The organism is Mycolicibacterium moriokaense (assembly GCF_010726085.1).
Classification (GTDB): domain Bacteria; phylum Actinomycetota; class Actinomycetes; order Mycobacteriales; family Mycobacteriaceae; genus Mycobacterium; species Mycobacterium moriokaense.
The window spans coordinates 4,148,650-4,161,723 of sequence record NZ_AP022560.1 but is presented as its reverse complement, the minus strand read 5'-3'; the positions used below and the strand labels follow the sequence as shown (position 1 = coordinate 4,161,723).

Below are 13,074 nucleotides of genomic sequence, written 5' to 3'. Positions count from 1 at the left end.
CGTTACCCTTCGGTCGGGTTGCCTTGGCGCGCTACGGGTTCGGAGGTGTTCTCGGTGATATAGGAGTCCAGCCAGCGGTCCAGTTCGGCGTAGGCCGCCTTGCGCACATCCGGCACCGACAGGAACACGTCGTGCTTGGCGTCGACGATCGGTACGACGGTGGTGCGGTTGCCGATGCAGCCGGCCCAGCGGGCGATCTGCTTGACGTCCAGCACCGCGTCGCCGCGTTGGATCGCGTCCGGATCCTTCACTTCGCGCACGCTGCGATCGGAGCGCAGGATCAGGTTGGGGACACCGACGTCGAGCCCGCGCTGCAGCTTGGCCTGTCCGCGCCGGATCGCATGGATCCAGCCGAACGTGACGGGGAATCCGCCGATCGGCTTCCACCGCAGGTCGTATTCGAATTCGCCGTAGTAGTCGCGGTGCAGCGTCGTCCCGTAGCCACCGGGGGTCGGCGAGCGCACGACGGAGAGCTTGCGCATCCGCGAGAGCGCGGCGATCGCGGCGCCGGTGGGTTTGGCGCGCAGGACCGACGGCCCCTGCAGGTCGAGCCATGGACTGTTGAGGATCAGCCCTTTGACGCGCTTGCGCTGTGTCAGGCCGCGGCGGTGCAGGCGGTCCAGGTACAACGACACGATGAGTCCACCTGCGGAGTGACCGTAGAGCAGCACGTCGGCCGACGATTCGGCGTTGATGACGTCCAGGGCGCGGTTCAGCTCGTTGTCGTAGCGGGCGAGGTCGGTGGTGAAGTGCGGAGTCTGGCCATCCCGCCACGACCGACCACATTTGTGCAGGTCGAGCGCGTAGAAGGCGAATCCGCGGCTGGCGAAGTGATCGGCCAGTTCAGTGTGGAAGAAGTAGTCGGTGAAGCCGTGGATCACCAGGACGGCGTGGGTGGCCGAGGCAATAGTGTCGCCGCGGCGCACCAGGGTGGCGAAGAGGTTCCCTTCGCCGTCGGGATCAGGCCCCAGGTGAAACGTCTGCTGCCGGTAACCGGCCAGCACGTCTGGCTCCCACTCGGTCACGACAGCCACCTTAGTCGCGGCCCGCAGCCCACCTGGGCCAACGCCGCCGGAGGCCAGCGGGCTAACCTGAAACCCGCCAAGCCGAGAGAAACCGACCACGGAGAGTGATCGATCGGGTGTCAGACCCCCAGGTAGCCAACGACGCCGGTGTCGCGGTCCGCGTTCGGCCGGTGAGCGCCGGATGACGGTCGCACTACGTCGAAGCTGGGCCAAGGACCTGGAGGCCGAGACGCTCTACGAACTGCTCAAACTGCGCGTGGAGGTGTTCGTCGTCGAACAGGCCACCCCCTATCCAGAACTGGACGGACGCGACCTGCTCACCGAGACCCGCCACTTCTGGCTCGAGGGACCCGACGGTGAGGTCGTCTCCACTCTGCGGCTGATGGAGGAGCACCCCGGTGGTCAGAAGGGGTTTCGTATCGGCCGGGTGTGCACCAAACGCGATCAGCGTGGACAGGGGCATGCCACCCGGCTCATGCAGGCCGCGCTCGCCGAGGTCGGCGACTACCCGTGCCGCATCAATGCGCAGACTTATCTCGAGGAGATGTACGCGCGGCACGGCTTCGTCCGTGACGGTGCGGAATTCCTGGACGACGGCATCCCGCACGTTCCGATGGTCAAATCATGACCACCTATCCGTTCAGCGCGATCGTCGGCCATGACCGGCTGCGCCTGGCACTGCTGCTGTGCGCGGTGCGTCCGGAGATCGGCGGCGTGCTGATCCGCGGAGAGAAGGGCACGGCGAAGTCGACCGCCGTGCGCGGCCTCGCCAAGGTGCTGGCCGCCGTGGACGGCGCCGCCCTGGTCGAGTTGCCGATCGGTGCGACGGAGGACCGCGTCGTCGGCTCACTTGACCTGCAGAAGGTGCTGCGGGACGGCGAGCACGCATTCTCACCCGGCCTGCTGGCCCGCGCGCACGGCGGCGTGCTCTATGTCGACGAGGTCAACCTGCTGCACGACCATCTGGTCGACGTGCTCCTCGACGCCGCCGCGATGGGACGGGTGCACGTCGAGCGTGACGGCGTCTCGCACAGCCACGAGGCCCGTTTCGTGCTCGTCGGAACGATGAATCCCGAAGAGGGCGAATTGCGTCCGCAGCTACTCGACCGGTTCGGGCTGACGGTCGACGTGCACGCCTCCCGCGACGTCGACGTCCGAGTCGAGGTCGTGCGGCAGCGGATGGCGTTCGAGGCCGATCCGGCCGGATTCGCCGAACGCTACGCCGAGGCCGACGCCGAGCTGGTCCGACGCATCGCCGCCGCCCGCGACCGGGTGAGCTCGGTTCAGTTGCCGGACAGCGAATTACGGCGGATCGCGGCCCTCTGCGCGGCGTTCGACGTCGACGGTATGCGGGCCGATCTGGTGGTTGCCCGCGCGGCCGTCGCGCACGCCGCCTGGCGCGGAGCGGACACCGTCGCCGAGGAGGACATCCGGGTGGCGGCCGAACTCGCGCTGCCGCACCGGCGGCGCCGCGACCCGTTCGATGATCCGGGTCTGGATCCCGAACAACTCGACGAGGCGATGCAACAGGCGGGGGAGTCCGCCGACCCTGAGCCGGACCCCGATACCGACCCGTCCGGCGGCGGTGAGTCCTCGAATGGCGAAGGACCCGTACTGCAGCGGAATTCGAGCTCAGCGACCCGCCCCAGCGCACCCCCTTCGGGGGTGTTCCGGACCCGAACGCTCGTCGTTCCCGGTGTGGGAGACGGGGCGCCGGGGCGCAGGTCGCGTGCGCGCAACCGCACCGGAACCGTCGTGTCGTCAACGACGAATGCACCTGACGGTCACGGGTTGCACGTGTTCGGGACGCTGCTGGCAGCGGCCGGGCACCAGCGAGTACCGGGGCGCCCCCGGCCGACGGTCGACGATGTGCGCCATGCCGTTCGTGAAGGCCGCGAAGGCAATCTGGTGATCTTCGTGGTCGACGCATCGGGTTCGATGGCCGCCCGCGACCGGATGGCAGCGGTGAGCGGTGCCGCGCTGTCGCTGCTGCGCGATGCGTATCAGCGCCGCGACAAGGTCGCCGTGATCACCTTCCGTCAAGAGAAAGCGCAACTGCTGCTGCCGCCGACCTCGTCGGTGCACACCGCCGGTCGCCGACTGGCGCGCTTCGACACCGGAGGCAAAACGCCACTGGCGCAGGGTCTGCTGGCCGCGCGCGACGTGGTGGTCAGGGAGAAGGCGCGAGACCGTGCCCGGCGCAGCCTGGTTGTCGTGCTCACCGACGGTCGCGCAACGGGCGGGCCGGACCCGCTGGGCCGGGCCAGGGAGGCGGCGGCCCGGCTGGTGGCCGAGGGTGCGGCCGCCGTGGTGGTGGACTGCGAAACCTCTTATGTCCGACTGGGTTTGGCGGAGCAGCTGGCGGGTCATCTGGGTGCGCCCGCGGTCCGTCTGGCGCAACTGCGCGCCGACAGTCTCACCGACGTGGTGCGCACGGCCGCCTGAGCTTCGAGGAGTCGCGATGCCACAGGGTCAACCGACAACGGTCCCCGCCGACGGGCTGACCACCCGCGCGCGCCGCAACGCCCCGCTGCTGGCGGTGCACACCGGCGCGGGCAAGGGTAAGTCGACGGCGGCGTTCGGTATGGCGTTGCGGGCGTGGAACCAGGGTTTCTCGATTGCGGTGTTCCAGTTCGTCAAGAGCGCCAAATGGAAGGTCGGCGAGGAGGCCGCCTTCGCCCAGTTGGGTCGACTGCACGACGAACAGGGGCTCGGCGGCCCTGTCGAATGGCACAAGATGGGTGCGGGCTGGTCGTGGTCGCGCAAGCACGGCAGCGAGGACGATCATGCGGCGGCCACGGCCGACGGCTGGGCCGAGATCACCCGCCGGCTGGCCGAGGAGCGCCACGACTTCTACGTGCTCGACGAGTTCACCTATCCGCTGAAGTGGGGCTGGGTCGACGTCGACGACGTGATCGCGGTGCTGACGTCGCGGCCGGGCACCCAACACGTCGTCATCACGGGCCGCGACGCCCCGCAGCAGCTGATCGACGCCGCCGACCTCGTCACCGAGATGACGAAGGTCAAGCATCCGATGGATGTCGGCCGCAAGGGCCAGAAGGGCATCGAGTGGTGAGCGCGTCGGCGCCCGCTGTCGTCATCGCCGCGCCCGCCTCGGGCAGCGGAAAGACCACCGTCGCAACGGGTTTGATGGGCGCGCTGCGTCGCGCGGGCCGCACCGTCGCACCGTTCAAGGTGGGGCCCGACTTCATCGACCCCGGATATCACGCCTTGGCGGCGGACCGGCCCGGCCGCAACCTCGACCCCGTACTGGTCGGCGACGAGCTCATCGGCCCGCTGTACCGGCACGGCAGCGCTGGCGCCGACATCGCGGTCGTCGAGGGTGTGATGGGGCTGTTCGACGGCCGGATCGCGGACGGCTTCGCCGGCCTCGCCGAAGGGTCCACCGCACACGTGGCCGCGCTGCTCGGCGCCCCGGTGCTCCTCGTGGTCGACGGCCGCGGCCAAAGTCACAGCGTCGCCGCGCTGCTGCACGGCTTCTCGACCTTCGACCCCAAGATCCGGATCGCCGGCGTCATCCTCAATCGCGTCGGCTCACCGCGCCACGAGGAAGTGCTGAGGCAGGCGTGCGAACATGCCGGAGTTCCGGTCTTCGGTGTCATTCCGCGGGTCGACGAATTATCTGTTCCCTCACGGCATCTCGGTCTGATCACCGCCGCAGAGCATGGTAAGCAGGCGCGCCTCGCGGTGGACGCGATGATCGGCCAGGTCGATCATCGCGTCGACCTCGAGGCGATCGCCGCGATCGCGACCAACCGCGTCGCCGACGAACCCTGGGACCCGGGCGTGACGCCGATCGCGGGCGAGCCCGTGACCGTCGCACTCGCGGCGGGCAAGGCGTTCACCTTCGGCTACGCCGAACACCGCGAACTGCTGCACGCGGCCGGTGCAGAGGTGGTCGAGTTCGACCCCCTGACCGACCCGCTGCCGCCGCGGACCGCCGCACTGGTGCTGCCCGGCGGCTTCCCGGAACAGTTCAGTACCGAACTGTCGGACAACGAGATTGCCCGCCGGCAGATCAGGAACCTCGCCGCATCGGGCGCACCCGTACACGCCGAATGCGCCGGGCTGACCTATCTGGTCGACGAACTCGACGGGTACCCGATGTGCGGCGTGCTGTCCGGTTCGGCGCGCTTCACCGACCGCCTCACGCTCGGCTACCGCAACGCCGTCGCCGTCACCGAGTCGCCGTTGCACGCCGTCGGTGACCGTACCGTCGGTCACGAGTTCCACCGCACCGCAGTCACATTCACCGACAGCTACCAACCCGCATGGGTGTACAGCGGCCGCGACATAGACGCCGTCAGGGACGGTGCGGTGACCGGCGGCGTCCACGCGAGCTACCTGCACACCCACCCGGCCGCACACCCACACGCCATGGCCCGCTTCGTCGCCGCGGCCGCAACCTCTAAGCTCGCCGGGTGAGTGAGAACGCCTACCTCGTCGGCCTGCGCCTGTCCGGCAGGAAGGTCGTCGTCGTCGGTGGCGGCACAGTGGCGCAGCGTCGGCTACCGCTGCTGGTGGCCAATGGCGCCGACGTGCACGTCATCGCCCGCAGCGCCACCCCGGCCGTCGAGGCGATGGCCGGAATCACGTTGGAACTCAGAGAGTTTCGCGACGGCGACCTTGAAGGCGCCTGGTATGTGATCGCGGCCACCGACGATCCGGCCGTCAACGCCGCCGTGGTCGCCGAGGCCGAGGCACGCCGGATCTTCTGTGTGCGCGCCGATGTGGCGCGCGAGGGCACCGCGGTCACGCCCGCGTCGTTCGAATACGAGGGGTTGTCTGTCGGCGTGCTCGCCGGCGGGGAGCACCGCCGGTCCGCAGCGATGCGCTCGGCGATCCACGAGGCACTCCAGCAGGGACTCATCGCGGCGGAGACGCCCGGCGTACAGCCCGGTGGGGTGGCGCTCGTCGGCGGAGGGCCCGGCGACCCCGAACTGATCACTGTGCGCGGACGCCGCCTGCTGGCCCACGCCGACGTCGTCGTCGCCGACCGGCTGGCGCCGCCGGAACTACTCGCGGAGCTGCCGCCGCACGTCGAGGTCATCGACGCCGCGAAGATCCCGTACGGGCGCGCGATGGCCCAGGACGCGATCAACGAGGTCCTCATCGACCGGGCCAGGGCCGGCAAATTCGTCGTCCGGCTCAAAGGCGGCGATCCGTTCGTTTTCGCGCGCGGATATGAAGAGGTGATCGCGTGCGCCGACGCCGGGATTCCGGTGACCGTCGTACCGGGTGTGACGAGTGCCATAGCAGTTCCTGCGCTGGCGGGCGTTCCGGTCACCCATCGGGCCGTCACGCACGAGTTCGTGGTGGTCAGCGGGCACGTTGCACCCGACCATCCGGAATCGTTAGTGAATTGGGATGCTTTGGCCGCGATGTCCGGCACGATCGTTTTGCTGATGGCGGTCGAACGCGTCGAACAATTCGCCAAGGTGCTGTTGGACGGTGGCCGACCTGCGGATACTCCGGTGCTAGTCGTCCAGCACGGCAGCACTGCGGCGCAGCGAACGTTGCGGGCGACCCTCGCCGACGCCCCGGTGCGCATCCGCGCAGAGGGCATTCGGCCCCCAGCGATCATCGTGATCGGGCCTGTGGCGGCCTTCGGCGGTTAAAGGATTCTTAAGATTACTGTAAGGTAACCCGCTATGACGGCTCTCAATGACGCAGAGCGGGCAGCGATGGTCCGCGATGCCGAAGGCGGGGCAAAACGGTCGTTACCCGTGCACGTGGGCAGCCCCCTGAGGGAGCGAAGCAGCAGCTACCCGGATTGGCTGCCGTCGCGGCGGTTCATTGCGGCAGTGATCGCGATCGGCGGCATGCAGCTGCTCGCCACCATGGACAGCACGGTCGCCATCGTCGCGCTTCCTAAGATTCAGGACGAGCTGAGCCTCTCCGATGCTGGTCGCAGCTGGGTCATCACCGCGTACGTCCTGACGTTCGGCGGGCTGATGCTGCTGGGCGGTCGCCTCGGCGATGTCATCGGCCGCAAACGCACCTTCATCGTCGGCGTCGCGCTGTTCACCATCGCCTCGGTGCTGTGCGGTCTGGCCTGGAACGAAGTGACGCTGGTGACGGCTCGGCTGCTGCAGGGTGTCGGCGCGGCGATCGCGTCCCCGACCGCCTTGGCGCTGATCGCGACCACGTTCCCGAAGGGTCCCGCGCGTAACGCAGCAACCGCGATCTTCGCGGCGATGACCGGTGTCGGGTCGGTGATGGGCCTGATCGTCGGTGGTGCGCTGACCGAGGTGTCCTGGCGCTGGGCGTTTTTGATCAACGTCCCGATCGGGTTGCTGATGATCCACCTTGCCCGCAGGACGCTGCGCGAAACCCATCGCGAGCGCCTGAAGCTCGACGCCGCGGGTGCCATCCTCGCCACGCTGGGCTGCACCGCCGCGGTGTTCGCGTTCTCGATGGGGCCCGAGCAGGGCTGGATCTCGCCGGTGACCATTGGGGCCGGCCTGGCCGCAGGGGCGTTCCTGCTGACGTTCATCTACGTCGAGCGCACCGCCGAGAACCCCGTGATGCCGCTGGACCTGTTCAAGGACCGCAACCGGGTCGCCACGTTCGCTGCGGTGTTCCTGGCCGGCGGCGTGATGTTCACGCTGACCGTGCTGATCGGGCTCTACGTGCAGGACATCATGGGCTACAGCGCATTACGCGCGGGCATCGGCTTCATCCCGTTCGTGATCGCGCTCGGCATCGGCCTCGGTGCGTCCTCGGCACTGGTGTCGCTGTTCCCGCCGCGCGTGCTGGTGATCGCCGGCGGTGTGTTGGTGCTCGGCGCGATGATCTACGGTTCCACGCTGGACGCCAACATCCCGTACTTCCCGAACCTGGTCGTCCCGATCGTGGTCGGCGGCTTCGGCATCGGCATGATCGTGGTCCCGCTGACCGTGTCGGCGATCGCCGGCGTGGGATTCGACCAGATCGGGCCGGTGTCGGCGATCGCGTTGATGCTGCAGAACCTCGGCGGGCCGGTCGTGCTGGCCGTGATCCAGGCGGTCATCACATCGCGCACGCTGTATCTGGGCGGCACCAACGGACCGGTCAAGGACATGAACGCCGCGCAGCTGCATGCGCTGGATCAGGGCTACACCTACGGGCTGCTGTGGGTGGCCGCGGTCGCGGTGATCGTCGGCGCCGTCGCGCTGTTCATCGGCTACACGGCCGCGCAGGTGGCGCACGCGCAGGAAGTCAAGGACGCCTTCGAGCAGGGCGAGCTCTAACTCCTGTGATTTCGGCGTGCTGGGTCACGCTCAGGGTGACTGTGCACGCCGAAATCACCAGGCTCGGTAGGCTGGCAAGCCATGTCTGCGGTGGGCGGTTCCTCAGGGCCTGACCGGGCCACCACACCGCTGTCGTCGTCGGTACTGGGCATCGCGATCATCGCGATCACCGGCATGCAGCTGATGTCGACGCTCGACGGCACCATCGTCATCGTCGCGCTGCCGCGGATGCAGGCCGATCTGGACCTCTCCGACGTCGCGAAGAGCTGGGTGATCACGGCCTACGTGCTGGCATTCGGCGGGCTGTTGCTGCTCGGCGGACGCATCGGCGACGCCATCGGCCACAAACGCGCGTTCCTGTCCGGCGTCGGCGTCTTCACGATCGCGTCGCTGGTGTGCGGGCTCGCCACAGACGGCATCACCTTGATCGTTGCGAGGGCCGTGCAAGGGACCGGTGCCGCGGTGGCCGCGCCGACCGGCTTGGCGCTCATCGCCACGACGTACGCGGTCGGACAGGCCCGCAACCGTGCGCTGGCGGTCTCGGCGGCCATGCAGGGAATCGGCTCGGTGCTGGGCCTGGTGCTCGGCGGCGCGCTCACCGTCATCTCCTGGCGGCTGGCGTTTCTGATCAACGTGCCGATCGGCATCGTGATCATCACCATCGCGGTGTTCCGGCTGGCCGAGACGCATCACGAACGTCTCAAACTCGACGTGACCGGCGCTCTGCTGGCGACGCTGGGCTGCTCGTCGGCGGTGTTCGTGTTCACCCAGGGCCCGCCGCGCGCGTGGGTCGATCCCTGGGTGATCGGCGCGGGCATCACGTCGGCGATCTTCTTCATCGCGTTCCTGGTGGTGGAACGCTCCGCGGAGCATCCGATCGTGCCGTTCTCGGTGTTCGACAACCGCAACCGGGTGATGACGTTCGTCGCACTGTTCCTCGCCGGCGGCGTGATGCTGACGCTGACGGTGATGATCGGACTATTGGTGCAGGACGTGCTCGGCTACTCGGCGTTGAAGGCGGGAATCTGCTTCATTCCATTCGCGCTCGCGTTCGGTGTCGGCAGCGTCGTCGCGGCCAAACTCGCACCGCATATCGCGCCGCGCTGGCTCATCATCGGCGGCGGGGCGTTCGTACTCGCGGCCATGCTGTTCGGCTCGACGCTGACGCGCAGCATCCCGTACTTCCCCGACCTGTTCGGTCCGATCGTCGTGGGCGGCTTCGGGATCGGCGTGATCGCGGTGATCCTGCCGCTGTGCGCCGTCGCCGAAGTCGGCCCCCGCGAGATCGGGCCGGTGTCGTCGATAACGCTCATGGTGCAGAACCTCGGCGGCCCGCTGGTGCTGGTCGTCATCCAGGCCGTGCAGACGTCGCGCACGCTCTACCTCGGCGGTACGACCGGACCGGTCAAGGACATGACTCCCGCGCAGCTCGACGCGTTGGGCTACGGCTACACGTACTCGCTGCTGTGGGTCGCGGGCGTCGCGGTCATCGTCGGCATCGCCGCGTTCTGGATCGGCTTCTCCGCGCGCCAGATCGCCACGGCCCAGCACACCCGCGAGGCGGTGGAGGCCGGCGAGCTGTAGAACCCGTCCGTCGACTGCACGCTTGTTGGACGCAATTCGCGAGAGACCCCGCGAACATGCGTGCACTCGGCACCCGGCTCGGCGACCCGACGCCGGTCAGTAAGGTTGTCGGCTGTGATCACCCGCATGTCCGAGCTGTTCCTGCGCACTCTGCGCGACGATCCGGCTGACGCCGAAGTTCCCAGCCACAAGCTGCTGATCAGGGCCGGCTACATCCGTCCGATCGGGCCTGGGCTGTACAGCTGGCTGCCGTTGGGCCTGAGGGTGCTGCGCAAGATCGAGGTCGTGGTCCGTCGCGAGATGAATGCCATTGGCGGACAGGAGATCCTGTTCCCGGCGCTGCTGCCCAAGGGCCCGTACGAGACCACCAACCGCTGGACCGAGTACGGCGACGGCGTCTTCCGGCTGCAGGACCGTCGCCGCAACGACTACATGCTGGGGCCCACCCACGAGGAGTTCTTCGCCTTGACGGTGAAGGGCGAGTACAGCAGCTACAAGGATTTCCCGCTGCTGCTGTTCCAGATCCAGACCAAGTACCGCGACGAGGCGCGGCCGCGTGCGGGCATCTTGCGGGGCCGCGAGTTCGTCATGAAGGACTCGTATTCGTTCGATGTCGACGACGCCGGGCTGGAAGCCGTCTACCAGGCGCATCGCGGTGCGTATCAGCGGATCTTCGACACGCTGGGCGTCAAGTACGTGATCGTCTCGGCGGTGTCCGGAGCGATGGGCGGCAGCGCGTCGGAGGAGTTCCTGGCCGAGAGCGAGATCGGCGAGGACACGTTCGTCCGCTGCCTGGAATCCGGCTACGCCGCCAACGTCGAGGCCGTCGTCACCGCGGTGCCGGAGCCCCTACCGATCGAGGGGCAGCCCGAGGCCAAGGTGTACGACACCCCGGACACCCCGACGATCGCCACGCTCGTCGAGTGGGCCAACACCGCGCTCGACCGCGAAGTGACCGCGGCCGACACATTGAAGAACGTGGTGCTCAAGACCCGCGCACCCGGCGGCGACTGGGAACTGCTCGCCATCGGCGTGCCCGGTGACCGCGAAGTCGACGACAAACGCCTGGGCGCGGCGCTCGATCCGGCCGAGTACGCGCTGCTCGATGAAGACGACTTCAAGAAGTACCCGTTTCTGGTGAAGGGCTACATCGGCCCGAAGGCGTTGCTGGCCAACGGGGTTCGCTATCTCGTCGACCCGCGGGTGGTCGACGGCACGTCCTGGATCACCGGCGCCGACGAGCCCGGTAAGCACGTCGTCGGCCTCGTCGCCGGTCGTGACTTCGTCGCCGACGGCACGATCGAAGCGGCGGAGGTGCGCGACGGTGATCCGTCACCCGACGGCGCGGGCCCGCTGGTGTCGGCGAGGGGCATCGAGATCGGGCACATCTTCCAGCTGGGCCGCAAGTACACCGACGCGTTCGAGGTCGACGTGCTCGGCGAGAACGGCAAGCCGGTGCGGTTGACGATGGGCTCGTACGGCATCGGCGTTTCGCGGCTGGTCGCCGTCATCGCCGAGCAGCACCACGACGACCTGGGCCTGCGTTGGCCGTCGTCGGTGTCGCCGTTCGACGTGCACGTCGTGATCGCCAACAAGGACGATGCCGCGCGCGCCGGCGCCGAGGAACTGGCCGCCGAACTTGACCGCCGCGGGCTCGAGCTGCTGCTCGACGACCGCACCGCCTCGCCGGGCGTCAAGTTCAAGGACGCCGAGCTGCTTGGTGTGCCGTGGATCGTGGTGGTCGGCCGCGGCTGGGCCGACGGTGTGGTCGAGTTGCGTAACCGGTTCACCGGCGAAACGCGGGAAGTTCCCGTCGCCGACGCGGCCACCGAGATCGCGGCGGCGCTCACTTCCTGACCGCGAGCTTCCTGACCGCGAGCAGACGCGGAAACCCCCAAAATTGGGCGATTTAGGGGGAGTTGGCGTCTGCTCGCGGAGGGTGTGGGCCCAGCTCGCGGAGGGGTGTAGGCGCAGACGCTGCGGGGGAGCTACTCGCTGCCGCCCGGGAACGCGACCGTGATCGGTTTCGTGCCCAGCACCCGGCTCCACTCCGCCGCCGTGACCGCACACTCCGTCAGCGCGCTGACGCCGAACGCACGCTCCTGCTCGTCGGTGGCCTGCTCGATGACGGCGCGCCATGCGACGGCGGAGTCCTTTTCCATCCGCACCGCGAGTTCGGCTGCGTCCGTGGGGTTGTCGACCTCCATGGGCAACTGGTAGCCGGCGGCGGGCAATGGCGCCTCCACCGATCGCGCCTCCAGCATGGCGAGAGCCTCCTCGCGCCGCTTGCGGTGCTGCGCCATGGACGACGACACCAGGTAGTTCATGTCGGGTGAAGCATGCGCCGACACGATCCCGTATCCGTAGATCGCGGCCTGTGCGGTCGCGATCGCGTCGAACAATGCGCCGTCGGCGGGATTCGGCGGCCGCGTCGGGCTGGTGGGCTCGGCGGCGCGCGACGACGTGGTCGTGGTCGGTGACGTTGAGGAGGGTGAGCTGGGCGTGGGCGATGGCCGGGGCGACGTCACTGCGGTTGCTCCTGCGGAGCCAGTGCGACGGAGTAGGCGGCGGCACACGCCGCGGCGATCGAGCCGAGCAGCCCAGCCCGATAACCCGACATCTTGGCGGCCAGGCCGGCCGCGCTGCCGGCCGAGGTGCGCAGCGCCTCGATGACGTCCTCTGCCGTCGGCGCCTTCGCGGGCTCGGCCGTCGTCTCGGTCGGTGAGGGCGGTGAGGATGTGGTGCTCGTGGGCGTGTCGGCCCCACGCATCCGGACCAGCTCGTCGGACAGGGCCTGCGCATGTGCCGACCGCTCCGACGCCACCGTGGTCAACGCCTCGGCGGTGTCCCCTTTCGCGACGGCCGCCGCGTCGGTCGCCAGTTGGCTGTCGGCGCGAGCCCGGTCCAGTTGTGCCTCCAGCTCGGCGACTTCCGGTGGTGGCTCCGACGACGACCCGCACGCCGAAACCGAGGCGCCCAGCAGCGCCAAAGCCGCCGCTCCGACCAGGACTTGACGCCTGCTGAGGGTCAGCGAAGGGCTCGGCACGTGCAACATCTTGCCATTGTGGGCGGTGCCCATCGCCACCGCGCTTTTTGCCTTTTAGCACCCCGGCGCTGGCGTATCGTTGATACGCAGGTCCAGTGTCTGTACCGGTTTCGCGCCGAAGGCACACCGAACCAGTGTCGGAGACAACTCAAGATGAGGAGCTCGC

11 protein-coding genes are annotated in these 13,074 nt (G+C 68.6%); 8 read left to right on the top strand and 3 right to left on the bottom strand.

Features of this window, described 5'->3' with window-relative positions; translation table 11 throughout:
• Positions 1 to 2: 2 nt before the first annotated feature.
• Positions 3 to 1,025 (bottom strand): alpha/beta hydrolase, encoded by a 1,023-nt coding sequence (locus G6N43_RS20460; RefSeq protein ID WP_083150028.1) that lies wholly within the window; start codon positions 1,023 to 1,025, stop codon positions 3 to 5.
• Positions 1,026 to 1,206: 181 nt separating this feature from the next.
• On the opposite strand from G6N43_RS20460, the gene G6N43_RS20455 reads away from it, so the two are divergent.
• From G6N43_RS20455 to G6N43_RS20420, 8 genes are all read left to right on the top strand, one after another.
• Entirely contained in the window at positions 1,207 to 1,653 is a 447-nt protein-coding gene (locus tag G6N43_RS20455) for a GNAT family N-acetyltransferase (RefSeq protein WP_083149845.1), read from the top strand.
• Positions 1,650 to 3,470 (top strand): VWA domain-containing protein, encoded by a 1,821-nt coding sequence (locus G6N43_RS20450; RefSeq protein WP_083149844.1) that lies wholly within the window; start codon positions 1,650 to 1,652, stop codon positions 3,468 to 3,470. The genes G6N43_RS20455 and G6N43_RS20450 overlap by 4 nt, the downstream gene beginning before the upstream one ends.
• Positions 3,471 to 3,486: 16 nt before the next feature.
• The gene (gene cobO, locus G6N43_RS20445) at positions 3,487 to 4,101 is read left to right on the top strand and encodes a cob(I)yrinic acid a,c-diamide adenosyltransferase (RefSeq protein ID WP_083149843.1); all 615 of its coding nucleotides are present in this window, start codon (positions 3,487 to 3,489) and stop codon (positions 4,099 to 4,101) included.
• On the top strand, positions 4,098 to 5,471 hold the full coding sequence (locus G6N43_RS20440) for a cobyrinic acid a,c-diamide synthase CobB (RefSeq protein WP_083149842.1): 1,374 nt from the start codon (positions 4,098 to 4,100) through the stop codon (positions 5,469 to 5,471). The genes cobO and G6N43_RS20440 overlap by 4 nt, the downstream gene beginning before the upstream one ends.
• Complete coding sequence (gene cobA / locus G6N43_RS20435; protein ID WP_083149841.1) at positions 5,468 to 6,664, top strand: uroporphyrinogen-III C-methyltransferase; 1,197 nt, start codon at positions 5,468 to 5,470, stop codon at positions 6,662 to 6,664. Before G6N43_RS20440 ends, cobA begins: the two co-directional genes overlap by 4 nt.
• A 33-nt stretch (positions 6,665 to 6,697) precedes the next feature.
• A complete protein-coding gene (locus tag G6N43_RS20430) occupies positions 6,698 to 8,278 on the top strand; it encodes an MFS transporter (RefSeq protein WP_083149840.1) in 1,581 nt (526 codons plus the stop codon).
• Between the two features lie 81 nt (positions 8,279 to 8,359).
• Positions 8,360 to 9,862 carry an MFS transporter gene (locus G6N43_RS20425; RefSeq protein ID WP_083149839.1) on the top strand — a complete coding sequence of 501 codons (1,503 nt, stop codon included), beginning with the start codon at positions 8,360 to 8,362 and terminating at the stop codon, positions 9,860 to 9,862.
• A 114-nt stretch (positions 9,863 to 9,976) separates the two neighbouring features.
• Positions 9,977 to 11,719 carry a proline--tRNA ligase gene (locus G6N43_RS20420; RefSeq protein ID WP_083149838.1) on the top strand — a complete coding sequence of 581 codons (1,743 nt, stop codon included), beginning with the start codon at positions 9,977 to 9,979 and terminating at the stop codon, positions 11,717 to 11,719.
• A gap of 131 nt (positions 11,720 to 11,850) precedes the next feature.
• On the opposite strand, the gene G6N43_RS20415 is transcribed toward G6N43_RS20420, so the two are convergent.
• Together G6N43_RS20415 and G6N43_RS20410 are read right to left on the bottom strand one after the other, a co-directional pair.
• Positions 11,851 to 12,390 carry a ferritin-like domain-containing protein gene (locus tag G6N43_RS20415; protein WP_083149837.1) on the bottom strand — a complete coding sequence of 180 codons (540 nt, stop codon included), beginning with the start codon at positions 12,388 to 12,390 and terminating at the stop codon, positions 11,851 to 11,853.
• Positions 12,387 to 12,917 (bottom strand): hypothetical protein, encoded by a 531-nt coding sequence (locus tag G6N43_RS20410; RefSeq protein ID WP_083150027.1) that lies wholly within the window; start codon positions 12,915 to 12,917, stop codon positions 12,387 to 12,389. Before G6N43_RS20410 ends, G6N43_RS20415 begins: the two co-directional genes overlap by 4 nt.
• Positions 12,918 to 13,074: the final 157 nt, after the last annotated feature.